Origin of the sequence: Micromonospora sp. NPDC048898, assembly GCF_043198035.1 — a bacterium.
Classification (GTDB): domain Bacteria; phylum Actinomycetota; class Actinomycetes; order Mycobacteriales; family Micromonosporaceae; genus Micromonospora.
In genome coordinates, this window is sequence record NZ_JBICUF010000001.1 from 414,344 (window position 1) to 430,774 (window position 16,431).

Below are 16,431 nucleotides of genomic sequence, written 5' to 3' on the forward strand. Positions count from 1 at the left end.
ATCATGGAGTTGTGGTGCCTCACAAAAGCCGCCTCAGGCGACTTTCCGCCCACCACAAGTCCATGATCGACCCGGTGAAGGGGTGGGGGCTAGAGGCGTTCGAAGCCACGGGTCAGCTCCCAGTCTGTTACCGCCGCTTCGAAGGCCTTCAGCTCTACTTTTGCTTGATTGGCGTAGTGGGCTACCACCTCTTCGCCGAACGCCTCCCGGGCCACCGTCGACGCCTCCCAGAGGGTCAGGGCGTCGCGCAGGGTGCTGGGGACGCGCTCGGCCTCCGGGTCGTCGTACGCGTTGCCGGCGCACTCCTCGCCCAACTCCAACTCCCCGTCGATGCCGTGCAGTGCGCCGGCGACCAGCCCGGCGATCGCCAGGTACGGGTTGACGTCGGCACCGGGCACCCGGTTTTCCACACGCATGCCCTGCCCGTGCCCCACCACCCGCAGCGCGCAGGTGCGGTTGTCCACGCCCCAGCGCAGCGCGGTCGGGGCGAACGACCCGGGCTGGTAGCGCTTGTAGGAGTTGATGTTGGGGGCGAACAGCAGGCTGAACTCCCGCATGGTGGCCAGCAGCCCGGCCAGCACCCGCTGCCCGGTCGGCGACAGGTGCGCCGGCCCGTCACCGAGCATCGCCGAGCGACCGTTGCCGTCGCGCAGCGAGAAGTGGATGTGGCAGGAGTTGCCCTCCCGCTCGTTCGGCTTGGCCATGAAGGTGATCGCCATCCCCTCCTGGGCGGCGATCTCCTTGGCACCGTTCTTGTAGATCACGTGGTGGTCGGCGCAGGCGACCGCCTCGTCGTACCGGAACGCGATCTCGTGCTGGCCGAGGTTGCACTCACCCTTGGCGCTCTCCGGCGTGAGCCCCGCGCCGGCCATCTCGGTGCGGATCCGGCGCAGCAGCGGCTCCACCCGCGCGGTGCCGAGCAGCGAGTAGTCCACGTTGTACTGGTTGGCCGGCGTGAGATCGCGGTAACCGCGCCGCCAGGCGTCCTCGTACGAGTCGCGGAACAGCACGAACTCCAACTCGGTGCCCGCGTACGCGGTCAGCCCGTGCTCGGCCAACCGGGCCAGTTGCCGGCGCAGGATCTGCCGGGGCGAGGCGACCACGTCACCCGAACCGTCGAGCCAGGTCAGGTCGGCCAGCAGCAGCGCGGAGCCCGGCTGCCAGGGCATCCTGCGCAACGTGCCGAGGTCCGGCACCATCGCGAAGTCGCCGTAGCCGCGGTCCCAGCTCGACATCGCATACCCGTCGACGGGGTTCATGTCGACGTCGACGGCGAGCAGGTAGTTGCAGCCCTCGCTGCCGTGCTCGACCACCTGGTCGAGGAAGAACGGCGCGTGGAACCGCTTGCCCTGCAGCCGACCCTGCATGTCGACAAGGGCCAGCACCACGGTGTCGATCTCGCCGGCCTGGACGGCGACCCGCAACTCTTCCAGCGTGAACGGAGCTTTCGTCATGCGCGGGCCTCCATCACCAAGGTCTACTGGCAAACCGGATCACCGTCAATGCCCCCGATGGCGACGGCGGCAAACCCGGCGGGACGGGCGCGCCGCCCATCCCGCCGGGCACCGACTCAGGCCGGGCCGTCGACCGGTGCCGCCTCGTCCGCCGGCGCACGCTCCTCGACGGTACGCACGGGGCCGGTGAACCACCTACGGGCCGAGGCGTACCACCACACGGCGACCACCAGCAGCACCCCGCCCACGGCCAGCGGCGCGTAGTTCACCGCCGACCAGGTGAAGTCGTCGTTGCCGGGCACCCCGGCGGGCACGATCGGCAGCACGAAGTAGACGGCGATGATCGCGATCTCGATCACCGCGATCCAGCCGAGCGGCTTGTACTTCCGCCCGAGCGTCCACGGGCCGGGCACGAACCGGTCGCCCATCCGCAGTCGCAGCGCGATCGGGATGAGAAACGACAGGTAGAGCCCGAGAACCGCGACGGAGACCACCGCGTAGAAGGCGATCGGGATGCCGGCCGAACTCTCGTAGAGCGCCGGCAGGGTCAGCACCAGGCCGGCCAGGGTCGCGCCGATGATCGCCTTGACCGGGGTGCCGTTGCGGTCGACTGTCGACCAGAGTCGCCACCCGGGCACCGCCCGGTCCCGGCTGAACGCGTACGCCATCCGGCTCATCGAGGTCACGCAACTCATCCCGCAGAAGAACTGGCCGATGGTGGAGATGATGATGACGATCTTGAAGAAGACCGGGGTCAACGCGGACTCGAAGATCGCACCGGAGAAGCCGCCCGCGGCGTTGACCGCCTCGACGTCGGTGGCCGCGAAGAGGAACGCCAGCAGCAGGATCCAACCCCCGATCGCCGAATAGAAGATCGACTGCCAGAGCCCCCGGGCCGCCGCCTGCGAGGCGTCCCGGGTCTCCTCGGAGACGTGCGCGCAGGCGTCGAAACCGGTGATCGTGTACTGGGTCAGCAGGAAGCCCAGCGGCAGCACGAAGAACCAGAACGTCAGCCCGCCGGTGTCGCCGTCGCCGAAGCCGGAGTTGTTGAACCGCTCGGTGAACACGAACTGGAAGCTCTGGTGGTTGTCGGGCACCAGGACCAGGATGGCCACCACGACGGCCGCGCCGGCCACGTGCCACCAGACCGAGACGTTCTGGAGTACGTCGATGATCCGGTGCCCGAAGATGTTGATCAGACCGTGCAGCACCAGGATGATCACGAAGAGGAAGAACGCCTGCCGCAGCGTCCCGGCCCAGCCGTCGAAGAGCGCCGACAGGGTGAGGTTGAGAAACGTCGCGCAGCCGTAGTCGACCGAGGCGGTGACCGCGACCAGGCCGATCAGGTTCAACCAGCCGGTGAACCAGCCGTGCACCGGGCGCCCCATGGTGGCCGCCCACCAGTAGATCCCGCCCGCGGTCGGGTACGCCGACACCAACTCGGCCAGGCAGAAGCCGATGATCAGGATGAACAGCGAGATCAGCGGCCATCCCCAGGAGATGGCGACCGGCCCGCCGTTGTTCCACGCCTGACCGAAGGTGGTGAAGCAGCCGGCCAGGATCGAGATGATCGAGAACGAGATGGCGAAGTTGGAGAAGCCACTCCACTTGCGGCGCAACTCCTGTTTGTAGCCGAGTTCGGCGAGCCGTCGGGCGTCGTCGTCCATCGGTTGCTCGGCGGTCGGCATCGGGGTCGTTGCCACTGCACACCTCCCTGAGGTGGTTCCGCGTGCGAGTGCGCAAAGTGTCGACCCGGCCGATCAAGACGGTCAATACATCGCGGGTGGGAATCTCACCGCCGGAGGGCTAATTGCGTTGCCGTCCGACCGCTCCGACCCGCATCCTTGACCCCGTGACCAGGCCCGATCCACGGGCCACTCCCGGGCACTCGGACCGCCCGGCCCACGGCGCGGGGCACGCCTCTCTCTCACACACGGCATCCCGCCGTACCCAAAAGTGCCCCGCGCCCCGGGCGGGGGTCAGGTTAGGAGGAGGCCGGTTACCCAGAGGGCTGCGACCACGAGGCCGGCCAGGAACTCCACGAGCATCGACAGGCCGGCCGCCTTCAGGGCCTGCACGGTGGACGGCCACGCCAGCTGGTTGCTGCCCAGCCGCAGTCGCTCCGCCGCCCACACCCCGGCCACGAAGCCGAGCACCAGCCCGACGACCGGCACCACGAAGAACCCGACGATGCCGAGCACCCCGCCGGCGAGCAGCGTGGACGTCGGCACACCGGTGCGCTTCAGGTTGCGACCCGGCCACGCGTACTTGATCACGGTGCCGCCCGCCGCGACGACGGTGGCGGCGGCGAACACCGCCCACCCGCCCGTCCCGGCACCGCCGAAGATCGCCCAGACCAGTACGCCGCCCCAGCACAGCGGCAGCGCCGGCAGGCCGGGCACCACCACGCCGGCCAACCCGGCCAGGATGGCCAGCCCGGCCACCACTGTCACCGCCGTCTGCGAATCCGTCAGATCCACGCCGCCACCTTCCATCGCCGCCATCCGACCGGACCGAGCCGACCGGACCGCAGGTGCCCCTCGCGCACGCCGTCCGGCGGGCGGTCCACGGTGGTGTGGCCGCGCCAACCGCCGCCACCCCACCCCCGCTCACGTCGCCCCGCCCCGCAGCCGGGCGGTGATCTCGTCGGCCGGGGCCGGGGCGCCGAAGTACCGGCCCTGCCCGGTGTCGCAGCGCAGCGCCCGCAGCCGTTCCGCCTGCACCCCGGTCTCCACCGCCTCGGCGGTGACCCACAGCTCCAGGGCGTGCGCCAACCGGACCAACGCGTCGACGATCCGTTCGTCGCGGTGGTCGGCGGCGACGTCGGTCCCGTCGGCGCGGATGCCCTCGACGAACGGGCCGGCGAGCTTCAGGCAGTGGATCGGCAACCGCCGCAGGTACGCCAGGTTGGAGTAACCGGTACCGAAGTCGTCCACGGCCAGCCGGACACCGAGCGCGGCGAGCCGATAGAGGCTGCGCAGCGGCTCACCGGCGCTGCCCATCACGGCGCTCTCGGTCAGCTCCAGCTGGAGCAGCTCGGCGGGCAGCCCGCTGGTGTGCAGCACGTCGGCCACCGTGTCCACGATCGCCGGGTCGTCGGCCTGCCGCGCGGCCAGGTTGACGCTGACCACCAGCCGGGCGTCGGGGAACTCCCGCCGCCACCGCTCGGCGTCCTGACAGGCCTGCCGCAGCACCCACTCGCCGAGCCGGACGATCAGGCCGGTCTCCTCGGCCAGGCCGATGAACCGGTCCGGCCCGATCAGACCAAACTCCGGGTGGTCCCATCTGACCAGCGCCTCCACCGCGAGCATCGTGCCCTCCAGCAGCGACACGATCGGCTGGTAGTGCAGCACGAACTCGCCCCGGTCCAGGGCGGCCGGCAGCCCGGCGACGAGTGCCGACCGGGCGATGTCCCGGGCGCTGCGCTCCGGGTCGTACACGGCCCAGCGGCCCCGGCCCGCTCCCTTGGCCCAGTAGAGCGTGGTGTCCGCCGCCTTCATCAGCTCCGACGCGGTGGTCTCCGCCGCCGGGCACTGCACGATGCCCACACTTGCCGAGACGGCCAACTGGTGGTCTCCGACGTGCACCGGGGCCGCGACGGCGGCCAACGCGGACTCCGCGACGGCCACCGCGTCGTCGATGTCGTCCCCTCCGTCGACGAGGATCACGAACTCGTCGCCACCCATCCGGGCGACCAGGTGGCCGCGGTCGGCCACGCACGCGGCCAGCCTGCGGCCGATCATCACCAGCAGTTGGTCGCCGAGGTCGTGACCGAGGCTGTCGTTGATCGCCTTGAAGCCGTCCAGGTCGAGGAAGCACACCCCGACCCGCTGCCCGGTGCCTGCGGCGTCGAGGACCCGACCCAGCGTCTCGAAGAACAGCGTCCGGTTGGGCAGCCCGGTCAGCGGGTCGTGCAGCGCCTGGAAGCGCAGCCGCTGCTGGAGTTCGTACCGCTCGGTGATGTCCTCGATCATCGCGACGGTGAACCGGGGTCGGCCGTCGCCGTGCCGGATCAGCGAGACGGCCAGATCCGTCCAGACCACGCTGCCGTCCTTGCGGTGGTAGCGCTTCTCCACCCGGGCGGCGTCGTGTTTGCCCTCGATCAGCTCCTGGTAGAGCTCCCACATCCCGGCGGCGTCGTCGGCGTGGAACAGCGCCGCCACGTTGATCTCGCGCAACTCCTCGATCGAGTAGCCGAGCATGTCGGCGAACGCCTGGTTGACGTCGATGATCTGACCGTCGACGCCGGCGATACCGATCCCGATGGCGGCGCCGGTGAAGACCGCCCGGAACCGGGCCTCGCTGTCGCGCAGCGCCTGCTCGACCTGGTCACGCGCCTGCCAGGCAGACTGGGCGATCCGCTCCTGCTGGCTGAAGGTGCGGTCGCGCAGGGCGCGGGCGAACCCGGCGGCCAGCCGGCCCTGCAGCGCCGCGATCCGCTCCGCCAGGTCCGCCGGCCGGTCGGCAGCACCGAGTACGCGCCGCGAGAAGTCCGAACCGAGTGCGCTCAGCGTCCACTCCAGGGCTCGCGGCTCGCTGAGGTGCGCCTCGACAAGCGCCCGCCCGACCTCCTCGGCGGGGCCGGAGTGGAACGGCTCGGCCGACACCGCCTCCGCCAGCCGGATCGTGTGCGTCAGCAGCAGCCGTTCGGTCTCGGCCGCGCTGAACGGCACGAACCCGAGGCGACGGACCGCGCGGGCCCAGTCCGCGGCGAACCCCTGGACGTCGGCCCGGCCGGCGTCGACCCCGACCGGGTCCGGGACGGCGGCCATGTCGATCAGCCGGCGGGCTGGTCGTACCGGGCGACGCCGCCGAAGGCACCGAACCGCTCCGGGTGCTCGTCCACGTCGGACGGTGAGTCGGGACGCCAGAGCGGCATGTGCACCACACCCGGGTCGAGGACCGTCCAGTCGCCGAAGAAACCGGTGACCTGGGCACGGGAGCGCAGGGTGATCTCGGTGGCCGTCCGGGCGGAGAGCCGCTGGGCGTCCAGCATCTCCTGCGGCTGGTCCTCGAAGGTGGAGTGCGAGACGACCAGGTAGCTGCCCGGTGCGGCGGCGGCCCGCAGGGTGGTCAGGATCTCCTCCGGACGGTCGGCGTCCGGGACGAAGTGCACCACCCCGGCCAGCAGGATGCCCATCGGCCGGCCGAAGTCGATGAGCCCGAGCTGTCGGGTCTCGGCGAGGATCCGCTCCGGCTCGCGCAGGTCGGCGTGGATGACGCCGGTCAGCTCGTTGCCCGCGAGCAACTCCCGGCTGTGCGCGACGGCCACCGGGTCGATGTCGACGTACACCACGCGGGCCTTCGGGTTCACCCGCTGAGCCACCTCGTGCACATTGCCCACGGTGGGAATTCCGGAGCCGATGTCGAGGAACTGGTCGATGCCGGCGTCGAGCAACACCCGGACGGCCCGACGCAGGAACTCCCGGCCGGAGCGCATGGTGGCGGCGAGATTCGGGGTCATGCTGGCGATCTGTTCGGCCAGCCGCCTGTCGATCTCGAAGTTGTGTGCCCCACCCAGAAAATAGTCGTACACCCGGGCCGCGCTCGGCCTGGTCAGATCGATCTCGGTCGGTAGTCCGTCCGGCATCAGTGTGCTCCCCAGTTCATCGCCGCTGCACGGGACGGCACCGGCGTCGACGGGCGTACGCGAACACCGGCCGACCCGCGGGTCGTGTGGTGTGCACCACTCTAGGCGGCTGACTCCAGCATCAGCGAGATGCCTTGACCGACGCCGATGCACATGGTGGCCAACGCCCGCCGGCCACCGCGTCGGCGCAGCTCCAGGGCGGCGGTCAGCGCCAGCCGTGCCCCGCTGGCACCGAGCGGGTGCCCCAGCGCGATGGCGCCGCCGTTCGGGTTGACGTGGTCGGCGTCCACGGGCAACCCCAGCTCACGCAACACCGCCACGGACTGCGCGGCGAACGCCTCGTTCAGCTCCACCACGTCCACCGCGCCCACCTCGACGCCCACCCGGCCGAGCAACTTGCGGGTCGCCGGCACCGGACCGATCCCCATGATCCGGGGTGGTACGCCGGCCACCGCCGCACCGCCGATCCGGGCCAGCGGGGTGAGGCCGTACCGGGCGACCGCCGCCTCGCTGGCGACGAGCAGCGCGACCGCGCCGTCGTTGACGCCCGAGGAGTTGCCCGCGGTGACCGTGCCACCCTCGCGGAACGGGGTGGGCAGCGCGGCCAACTTCGCGAGCGTGGTCTCCCGGGGGTGCTCGTCGACCTCGACCAGCCGGGTCTCGCGTCGACCGGCCGGCACCGACACCGCCACGATCTCCTCGGCGAACCGGCCGTCGGCCTGCGCCTTGGCCGCACGCTGCTGCGAGCGGTACGCGAAGGCGTCCTGCTCGGCACGGCTGACGCCGTACTCGGCGGCCACGTTCTCCGCCGTCTCCGGCATCGAGTCGACCCCCCACCCGTCGCGCATCAACGGGTTGACCAGCCGCCAGCCCAGCGTGGTGTCGTACACCTCGGCCGAGCGGGAGTACGCCGACGTCGCCTTCGGCATGACGAACGGCGCCCGGCTCATGCTCTCCACCCCGCCGGCGATCATCAGCTCCGCCTCCCCGGCCACGATGGCTCGGGCGGCGGTGGCCAGGGCGTCCAGGCCGGAGCCGCAGAGCCGGTTGACGGTGCTGCCCGGCACCTCCTCGGGCAGGCCGGCGAGCAGCGCCGCCATCCGGGCCACGTTGCGGTTGTCCTCGCCGGCCTGGTTGGCGCAGCCGAGCACCACATCGTCCACCCGCGCCCAGTCCACCGACGGGTGTCGGGCGACCAACTCGCGGATCACGTGCGCGGCCAGGTCGTCGGGGCGGACGCCGGCCAGCGCGCCGGCGTACCGACCGATCGGGGTGCGGACACCGGCCACCAGGTATGCCACGGTCATCGCGAGTCCTCAGGGGTGCAGACGGCGGGGGTGGGGACATGCCCACCGGGTCGCGGGGGCTGCCGGCCGCCAGGATATCCGCGCCGGCAGCGGATAGGTTGGCGGCATGCCCCGGGCCCAGTTCAGCGCAGAGACCAGCGGCGGCGGCGCGTTCGTCCGCCAGCCCAACCGGTTCACCGGGCGGGTCACCGCCGACTCGACCGCCCCACCCGGTGGCGGCCCGGACGAGCAGGACCGCTGGCCGTTGGAGGCCGGCCGGTACCGGCTGGTCTGGTGCCGGGCGTGCCCGTGGGCGCACCGGGCGAGGATCGTGCGCGGCCTGCTCGGGCTGGACGACGCGATCTCACTGGGCACCGTCGACCCGATCCGCGACGAACGGGGCTGGGCGTTCGCCCTCGACCCGGACGGCTTCGACCCGGTCCTCGGCGTCGGTTTCCTCTCCGAGGCGTACCTGGCCACCGACCCGGACTACACCGGCCGGGTGACCGTGCCGGCGCTCGTCGACACCCTGACCGGCCGGGTGGTCACCAACGACTACCCGCAGCTCACCCTCGACCTCTCCACCGAGTGGCGATCGTTGCACGCGCCCGACGCACCGGACCTGTACCCGGTCGCGCTGCGCCCGGAGATGGACGCGCTGATGGCCCAGATCCACGCCGACGTCAACAACGGCGTCTACCGGTGCGGGTTCGCCACCTCCCAGGAGGCGTACGACGAGGCGTTCCGGGCGCTCTTCGCCCGGTTGGACGCGCTCTCCGAGCGGCTGGCCGGGCAGCGTTACCTGCTGGGTGACGCGATCACCGAGGCCGACGTGCGGCTGTTCACCACACTGGTCCGCTTCGACGCCGCCTACCACGGCCACTTCAAGTGCAACCGCAACAAGCTGACCGAGATGCCGGTGCTGTGGGCGTACGCCCGGGACCTGTTCCAGACCCCGGGCTTCGGCGAGACTGTGGACTTCGACCACATCAAGCGGCACTACTACGGCACACACCGGGAGATCAACCCCAGCGGCATCGTGCCCCTCGGGCCGGACGAGTCGGGCTGGCTCACGCCACACGGGCGTGGCTGAGCCGGGCCGGTCCGGCACCACGACCGCGTCGAGGGCCGGCTCGGACGTCGCCCGCCGGGTCGCCGCCTCCGCCGCGGCGGGCTGCGCGCTGGCCGGTGCGGTCGCGGTGACGTTCGCCGTGGCCGCCGGTCCCGGTCCGGGGCTCACCGGGTACGTCAGTGAGGCGGGCATCGCCGGCAGTGGACACGCCGCGACGTACCGGATCGGGGTCCTGGCCCTTGCCGGCGCGTTGCTGCTGCTCGGCGCGGCGCTGCCCCCGGGGGTGTGGGCGGCGCCGGCGCTGCTCGCCACCGGTGCCGTGTTCGCCGCCGTGTCCGGGGCGGTGACCTGCTCCGCCGGCTGCCCGCTGCCGCCCTTCGAGCGCGCCACCACGGCGGATCTGGTGCACGGCGGCGCGAGCATCGCGGCAACCGCGTCGGTGGTCTTCGCCATGCTCACGCTCGCCGTGTCCGGGCCGGCCGGGCCGGCGGTGCGTCGGCTGGCCGGCGTTGCCGCCGCGCTGACCCTGCCGCTGTGCGCGACGGTCGGGCTGGCCATGCTCGTCGTCGGCCGGGGCGCGCTGGCGGGTGTGCTGGAACGGCTGGTCCTCGCGCTGGTGGTCGCCTGGGGTCTCGCCACCGCCACCGCCACCGCCCTGGCCCTGGACCACCGGCAGGCAACGCCCTGGTAAGGATCCTCACGCCAACCGCTCCTTGCGATACGCCACTGGCGGCGTAACGTCGGTTGGCGATGAGCAATGTCTGGGGCCTCACTGTCCGCCTGTATGTCGATCTCCGACTACAGGCCAGTGGCATCTGTCCGGGTTAGTCGCCTTCCCACGCCTGCCCTGATCAGACCGGACAATTGGATAGCTTCCTCATGCCCTTCAGCCTGCGCAAAATTCCCTTCGCCGTGCAGATCCTGCTCGGCCTCGTGCTCGGCGTCGCGCTCGGCTTCGTTGCCCGCAGCAACGACCTGAGCTGGCTGACCAGCACCCTGCACACCGTCGGCAGCCTCTTCGTCCAGCTACTCAAGCTCGCCGTACCGCCGCTGGTCTTCACCGCCATCGTGGTCAGCGTGGTCAGCCTGCGCGGCGTGGCCAACGCCGCCCGGCTCGCCCTCAGGACCCTGCTGTGGTTCGGCATCACCGCGCTGATCGCGGTGAGCATCGGCATCGGCCTCGGCCTGCTCACCAACCCGGGCAAGGGCGTGACCCTCGACCTGGGTGGCGCCACGGCGCCGAAGAAGACCGGCTCCTGGACCGACTTCCTCACCGGCATCGTGCCCACCAACCCGGTCGGCGCGTTCGTCGAGGGCAACGTCCTGCAGATCGTGTTCCTCGCCGTCGTCATCGGCGCCGCGGCCCTGCTGGTCGGTGACGCCGCCGAACCGTTCGTGGCGCTGAACCGCTCCCTGCTGGAGATCGTCCAGAAGGCGCTCTGGTGGGTCATCCGGCTCGCCCCGATCGGCACCCTCGGCCTGATCGGCAACGCCGTCGCCTCGTACGGCTGGGACCTGCTGGCACCCCTCGCGAAGTTCACCACCGCCGTCTACGTCGGCTGCGCCATCGTGCTGTTCGTGGTCTACCCGCTGGTGCTGATCCTCGCCGGCCGCCTCAACCCGCTGCGCTTCTTCGCCGGCGCCTGGCCGGCGATCGAGCTGGCCTTCGTGTCCCGCTCCTCGGTCGGCACCATGCCGGTGACCCAGCGCTCCGTCGAGCGCCTCGGCGTGCCCCGCGAGTACGCCTCGTTCGCGGTGCCGTTCGGCGCGACCACGAAGATGGACGGCTGCGCCGCCATCTACCCGGCCCTCGCCGCGATCTTCGTGGCGCAGGTCTTCGGCGTGCACCTCGGCGTCGGCGACTACCTGCTGATCGCGTTCGTCTCGGTGGTCGGCTCGGCCGCCACCGCCGGCCTGACCGGCGCGATCGTGATGCTCACCCTGACCCTCAGCACGCTCGGTCTGCCGCTGGCGGGTGCCGGCCTGCTGCTGGCCATCGACCCGATCCTGGACATGATCCGCACCGCCACCAACGTGGCCGGGCAGGCCCTGGTGCCGACCGTGGTCGCCGCCCGCGAGGGCACCCTGGACCGGGCCGCGTACGAGTCCGCCGGTCGACGCGACCTGACCGACCCGGAGCCGGTCGCGGAGACCCGCCCCGAGCTGACCCCCGTTCCCGCCTGACCACAGCACACCGACGGCGACCGGCCCCTCCCCGCAGGGGCCGGTCGCCGTCTTCGAGAGGATGACCCCCATGAGCTCCCTGTTCACTCCCCTGGCCCTGCGCGCCGTCACCCTGCCCAACCGGATCGCCCTGGCGCCCATGTGTCAGTACTCGGCCGGCCCGGATGGTCTGCCCACCGACTGGCATCTGGTCCACCTCGGCAGTCGCGCCGTCGGCGGCGCCGGCCTGGTGCTGACCGAGGCGACCGCCGTGCTCCCCGAGGGGCGGATCAGCCCGCAGGACACCGGGCTGTGGTCCGGCGCGCACGTCGACGCCTGGCGGCCGGTGACCGCGTTCGTCGCCGCACACGGCGCGGTGCCGGCCGTGCAACTCGCGCACGCCGGGTTCAAGGCCTCCACCTACCGCCCGTGGGCGCCGGAACGCGGCGGCGTACCGGACACCGAGGGCGGCTGGACGCCCGTCGCTCCCGGTTCGGAGCCGTTCACCGCCGGCTACCGGACGCCGACAGCCCTCGACGAGGCCGGCATCGCCGGTGTGGTCGACGCGTTCGCCGCCGGAGCCGAACGCGCGCTGGCCGCCGGCTTCGCCGCCGTGGAGATCCACGCCGCGCACGGTTACCTGCTCAACGAGTTCCTCTCCCCGCTGACCAACCACCGCACCGACGGCTACGGCGGCGACCGGGCCGCCCGGATGCGACTCACCCTGGAGGTGGCCCGCGCGGTGCGCGCCGCGGTCGGCGAGGACGTGCCGGTGCTCACCCGGATCTCCGCCACCGACTGGGTCGAGGGCGGCTGGACGATCGAGGACAGCGTGGTGCTCGCCGGCGAGCTGGCCGGAGTCGGCGTGGACCTGGTCGACGCCTCCTCCGGCGGGGTGAGCCCGGACCAGCGCATCACGCTCGGCCCCGGCTACCAGGTGCCGCTGGCCGCCCAGATCCGCCGCGGGGCCGGCGTGCCGACCGGCGCGGTGGGCCTGATCGTGGAGCCCGAGCACGCCGAGCAGATCGTGGCCGGCGGCGAGGCCGACCTGGTGCTGCTCGGCCGGGAGTTGCTGCGCGACCCGTACTGGCCGCGCCGGGCCGCCGCCAAGCTCGGCGTCGTCCACAGCGGGCCCGCGCAGTACGCCCGCGCCTGATCCCCCGCTCGGACGGCTGCCGGGAACGGCAGCCGTCCGAGAGGATCAGCCCGCGCTGCCGCCGTCCTAGAGATCAGCCCGCGCTGCCGCCGTCCGAGGGGTCAGCCCGCCAGGTGCGACCAGTCGTCCTCCAGGTCCTGCCAGGTGCCCTGGGCGGCCACCGTGCCACCGAGCAACACCACCACGTGGTCGGCGCGGACCAGGGCGGCACGCTTCGCGGTCGAGCCGACAACCGTCACCCCGTGTTCGCGCAACGCCTGCCACAACGCCAGCTCCGTGGTGACGTCGAGCGCCGACGACACGTCGTCGGCGACCAACAGTTCGGTACGCGGTGCCAGCGCCCGAGCCAGCGCCAACCGCTGCAACTGCCCGCCGGAGAGCCGGGTGCCCTTGTGCCCGATGAGCAGACCCAGCCCACCGCCGGCGGCGGCCAGGTCGTGGTCGAGCTGGGCGGTGCTGACCGCGCCGGCCGCGTCCACCTGATGGCCCAGCGCGATGTTGTCGGCCACCGTGCCGGAGAGCACGCGGGGCAACTGGCCGACGTAGCCGACCTGGTTGGGACGCAGGAACAGCTCCGGCTCGGTGACCGGATCACCGTTCCAGGTCAGCTCGCCGGTGTGGTGCACGATCCCGGCCAGCGCCCGCAGCAACGAGGACTTACCCGAACCCACCGGCCCGACGACAAGCACCAACTGCCCCCGCTGCACGGTCAGGTCCACCTCGCGGACGGCCACCGTACCGTCGGAGTGCACCACCCCGAAGCCACGCAGCTCCAGCCGCCGCAGCGGATGGCGCGGCGCGGGCGTCGGCGCGGGCGCCGTCCCGGCGGCCAGGTCGACAGCCGGAACCCCCGCGGAGTACGCGCCCACCCCGGTCATCGCCGTCGTGCGCCGGGTCCAGACCCGCGCCGAGGGCAACTGCGAGATCAGCGACGCCGTCGTCCAGGCGAACCAGCGTGCCGCCCCCAGCGTGGAGACGGCCACCAGCACCGCACCGGCGGACAGCGAACCGCCCAGGTAGAGCGCCCACGCGCCGATCGGCAGCAGCCCGCTGGCCATCGACGGCGTGGAACGCGCCCACACCTGCACCGAGATCTCCCGCCGCTGCCGGTCGCTGCGCAGCACGTCCAGGCTCGCCAGGTGACGCAGCACCGCCGTGGTCGCGCCGGCGAGCTTCACCGTCCGCGCCGCGGAGAGCGCCGAGACCAGCGCCGTGGCGAAGGCCGCCCGCGCCGTCACCGTCGCCTGGGCCGCACGTTCGAGCTTCGGCCCGAACAGCGTAGCGGCCAGCCCGGAGACGACCATCGTGCCGAGGAAGAACAGCCCCGGTACGACACTGCCGGTGACCGCCGTCATGGCGACCACCAGGACCAGCGCGACGCTCTGGTCCAGCACGTTGTCGGCGAGCTGGACCACCCGCTCGGTGTCGCCGCCCTGCGCCACCACCTCGGCCGGGGTGTGCGAGCTGACCCGGCGCGGCCCGGTCTGGCCGTGCACCAGGCGCAGGCCGATCCGCAGCATCTGCCGCACCCACCACTGCGGGAACCAGACGTGGGTGTAGTACGGCAACGGCAGGGTGACGAGCAGCCCGGCCACGATCCCGGCCGCCGGCAGGTACGGGTTGCCGGTGCCGTCGACCAGGTCGGCCCAGAGCCAGGGCAGCACCGGGCCGTCCAGCCCCAGCAGGCTGAGCCCGAGGAACAACCCGATCGCGGCCAGCCCGTACCGGGGATCGTTGGTGCACAGCCGGACGATCTCCCGCAGCGTCCGGGCCGGGGGCACGGGTGGCAGTGGCGGCGGCTCGGTCCGCGTCGGCCCGACCGGTGTGGTTTGCGCTTCGCCCGGCCAGGCATCGGCAAGGTCGGAGTCGGCGGCATTCGACGGGCCGCCCGGCCACGCGCCGGCCAGGTCGGAGCCGGCGGCTGTCGGCGGGCCGCCCGGCCAGGCCGGGGCCAGGCCGGGACCGACCAGCAGGTCGGTACCGGCGCCGGTGCGGCCGTTCGGCGCCACCGCGGCGTACGCGGCGGCGTGACTGGTCGCCAGCAGTTCGGCGAAGCGCGTCGACGTCTCCAGCGGGCCAGCCTCGACCACCGCGCCGTCGGCCAGCACCACCACCTCGTCACAGCGACGCACCGAGGAGAGGCGGTGGGCGATGACGATGCCGATCCGATCGCGCAGCAGTCGTTCGGTGGCCCGCTGCACCCGCGCCTCGGTGACGGGATCCAGACGCGCGGTGGCCTCGTCGAGGATCACCACGTGCGGGTCACGGACCAGGATCCGGGCGAACGCCACAAGCTGCTCCTGGCCGGCGGAGAGCACGTGCCCACCCTCCCCCAGGCGGGTCGCCAGCCCGTCCGGAAGCTCGGCGATCCAGCCGGCCAGGCCCAGCTCGTCGAGTGCCCGGGCCGCGGCGTCGAGCAACTCCGGGTCGTAGAGCGCGACGTTCTCCGCGAGCGTCCCGGCCAGGATCTCCGTACGCTGCGGCACCAGCGCCACCCAGCGGCGCAACTGCTCGACGTCGAGGTCGCACAGGTCGGTGCCGCCGAGGAAGACCGTGCCCGGCGGCACGTCGACCGCCCTGGTCAGCACCTTCGCCAGCGTCGACTTGCCCGAACCGGTCCGCCCGATCAGCGCGTACGAGCGGCCGCGCGCGAAGGTGAGGCTGAGCCCACGCAGCGCGGCGGCCCGATCGTTCTCTGATCCGCTCACCTGGTACTCGAAGGTCAGGTCCCGGATGCGCAGGTCACCCTCGGTCGGGTTGGCGCCGCCGACGGGCTCCTGCCGAGCCTTGTGCAGCAACCGCACCCGGGCCCACGCGCCGAGAGCCTCCTGGATCTCCGGCACCATCCGGCTGACGTGCTCGGCAGTGGCCCCGAAGGCCAGGGCGAGCAGCCAGATGGCGGTGAGCCGGGCGGCGTCGATCCGGTCGGTGGCCAACGCCCAGGCCCCGCCGAGCACCACCACGCCGATGCCACCCCGGATCGTCGCGGTGGCGGCCGCGGCCACCCGGGCGGACAACACCCAGACCAGACCGCCCCGGGACAGCACAGCGGCGGCCCGCCTGGCGTACAACCGCAACACGTACGGTCGGGCCAGGCTGGTGCGGACGTCGTCCTGGCCGTGCACCGCCTCCTCCATCACCGCGGCCAGGTCGGACCACGCCTCCTCCTCGGCCATCCGGGCCGGGGCGATCCGCGCCGTCGGCCCGCGCAGACCGGCCGCGAGCACCACCGTGAGCAGCAGCATCGCGACCCCGGCCGGCCACCACACGAACAACGCGACGACCATCGACAGCAGGCCGACGCAGAGACCCTGGGCGAGCCGGGTGCCCTGGTTACGGATCCCCGACGCCACCTGGTAGACGTCCCCGTCGATCCGGTCCAGCAGCTCACCCACCGGGGTGGTCTCCAGGGTGGGCAGGTCCTGTCCGAGAGCGACCCGGCAGAGCCGGCGGCGCACGTGGGCGGACCAGTCGGCGGTCACCCTGGCCATCAGCAGGCTCACCGCGAGGTCGCTGAGAACAACGGCGACCAGCGCCGCGGCCAGCACGGCGAAGAAGCCGGCCGAGCGGTGCACCAACACGGCGCCGGCCAGCGCGGACGCGCCCGCCTGACCGGCGGCGCCGAGCACGATCAGGACCGCCACGATCGTCATCCGACGGGTCGAGGTGCCCCACAGATCACGGAGCAGGCGCATGGAAAGTCCTCCGGA

General features: G+C 72.3%; 11 protein-coding genes. 4 read left to right on the plus strand and 7 right to left on the minus strand.

Features of this window, described 5'->3' with window-relative positions:
* Positions 1-89: 89 nt before the first annotated feature.
* The 6 genes from ACGFIQ_RS02000 to pcaF form a co-directional block, all read right to left on the minus strand.
* Entirely contained in the window at positions 90-1,454 is a 1,365-nt protein-coding gene (locus tag ACGFIQ_RS02000; RefSeq protein ID WP_393237847.1) for a glutamine synthetase family protein, read from the minus strand.
* Positions 1,455-1,570: 116 nt separating this feature from the next.
* Complete coding sequence (locus ACGFIQ_RS02005; RefSeq protein WP_393237850.1) at positions 1,571-3,157, minus strand: amino acid permease; 1,587 nt, start codon at positions 3,155-3,157, stop codon at positions 1,571-1,573.
* A 276-nt stretch (positions 3,158-3,433) separates the two neighbouring features.
* On the minus strand, positions 3,434-3,934 hold the full coding sequence (locus ACGFIQ_RS02010) for a DUF456 domain-containing protein (RefSeq protein WP_393237852.1): 501 nt from the start codon (positions 3,932-3,934) through the stop codon (positions 3,434-3,436).
* A 129-nt stretch (positions 3,935-4,063) separates the two neighbouring features.
* On the minus strand, positions 4,064-6,226 hold the full coding sequence (locus ACGFIQ_RS02015) for a putative bifunctional diguanylate cyclase/phosphodiesterase (protein WP_393237855.1): 2,163 nt from the start codon (positions 6,224-6,226) through the stop codon (positions 4,064-4,066).
* A gap of 5 nt (positions 6,227-6,231) precedes the next feature.
* Positions 6,232-7,044, minus strand: a complete 813-nt coding sequence (locus ACGFIQ_RS02020) for an SAM-dependent methyltransferase (RefSeq protein ID WP_393237858.1) — start codon at positions 7,042-7,044, stop codon at positions 6,232-6,234.
* Positions 7,045-7,145: 101 nt separating this feature from the next.
* Positions 7,146-8,351 (minus strand): 3-oxoadipyl-CoA thiolase, encoded by a 1,206-nt coding sequence (pcaF, locus tag ACGFIQ_RS02025; RefSeq protein WP_393237861.1) that lies wholly within the window; start codon positions 8,349-8,351, stop codon positions 7,146-7,148.
* A 106-nt stretch (positions 8,352-8,457) separates the two neighbouring features.
* On the opposite strand from pcaF, the gene ACGFIQ_RS02030 reads away from it, so the two are divergent.
* The 4 genes from ACGFIQ_RS02030 (at position 8,458) to ACGFIQ_RS02045 (ending at position 12,721) form a co-directional block, all read left to right on the plus strand.
* Positions 8,458-9,423, plus strand: coding sequence for a glutathione S-transferase family protein (locus tag ACGFIQ_RS02030; RefSeq protein WP_393237864.1), 966 nt, complete (start codon positions 8,458-8,460; stop codon positions 9,421-9,423).
* On the plus strand, positions 9,416-10,093 hold the full coding sequence (locus ACGFIQ_RS02035; protein ID WP_393237867.1) for a DUF998 domain-containing protein: 678 nt from the start codon (positions 9,416-9,418) through the stop codon (positions 10,091-10,093). The genes ACGFIQ_RS02030 and ACGFIQ_RS02035 overlap by 8 nt, the downstream gene beginning before the upstream one ends.
* A gap of 200 nt (positions 10,094-10,293) precedes the next feature.
* Positions 10,294-11,586 carry a dicarboxylate/amino acid:cation symporter gene (locus ACGFIQ_RS02040; protein ID WP_393240298.1) on the plus strand — a complete coding sequence of 431 codons (1,293 nt, stop codon included), beginning with the start codon at positions 10,294-10,296 and terminating at the stop codon, positions 11,584-11,586.
* A gap of 70 nt (positions 11,587-11,656) precedes the next feature.
* On the plus strand, positions 11,657-12,721 hold the full coding sequence (locus ACGFIQ_RS02045) for an NADH:flavin oxidoreductase/NADH oxidase (RefSeq protein ID WP_393237870.1): 1,065 nt from the start codon (positions 11,657-11,659) through the stop codon (positions 12,719-12,721).
* Between the two features lie 101 nt (positions 12,722-12,822).
* On the opposite strand, the gene ACGFIQ_RS02050 is transcribed toward ACGFIQ_RS02045, so the two are convergent.
* A complete protein-coding gene (locus ACGFIQ_RS02050) occupies positions 12,823-16,416 on the minus strand; it encodes an ATP-binding cassette domain-containing protein (RefSeq protein WP_393237873.1) in 3,594 nt (1,197 codons plus the stop codon).
* Positions 16,417-16,431: the final 15 nt, after the last annotated feature.

Bases quoted from the DNA above. Each gene is read 5' to 3' on its own strand.
- ACGFIQ_RS02000 (WP_393237847.1), bottom strand. From the start codon at position 1,454: ATGACGAAAGCTCCGTTCACGCTGGAAGAGTTGCGGGTCGCCGTCCAG.
- ACGFIQ_RS02015 (WP_393237855.1), bottom strand. From the start codon at position 6,226: ATGGCCGCCGTCCCGGACCCGGTCGGGGTCGACGCCGGCCGGGCCGAC.
- ACGFIQ_RS02020 (WP_393237858.1), bottom strand. From the start codon at position 7,044: ATGCCGGACGGACTACCGACCGAGATCGATCTGACCAGGCCGAGCGCG.
- pcaF (WP_393237861.1), bottom strand. From the start codon at position 8,351: ATGACCGTGGCATACCTGGTGGCCGGTGTCCGCACCCCGATCGGTCGG.
- ACGFIQ_RS02030 (WP_393237864.1), top strand. From the start codon at position 8,458: ATGCCCCGGGCCCAGTTCAGCGCAGAGACCAGCGGCGGCGGCGCGTTC.
- ACGFIQ_RS02045 (WP_393237870.1), top strand. From the start codon at position 11,657: ATGAGCTCCCTGTTCACTCCCCTGGCCCTGCGCGCCGTCACCCTGCCC.
- ACGFIQ_RS02050 (WP_393237873.1), bottom strand. From the start codon at position 16,416: ATGCGCCTGCTCCGTGATCTGTGGGGCACCTCGACCCGTCGGATGACG.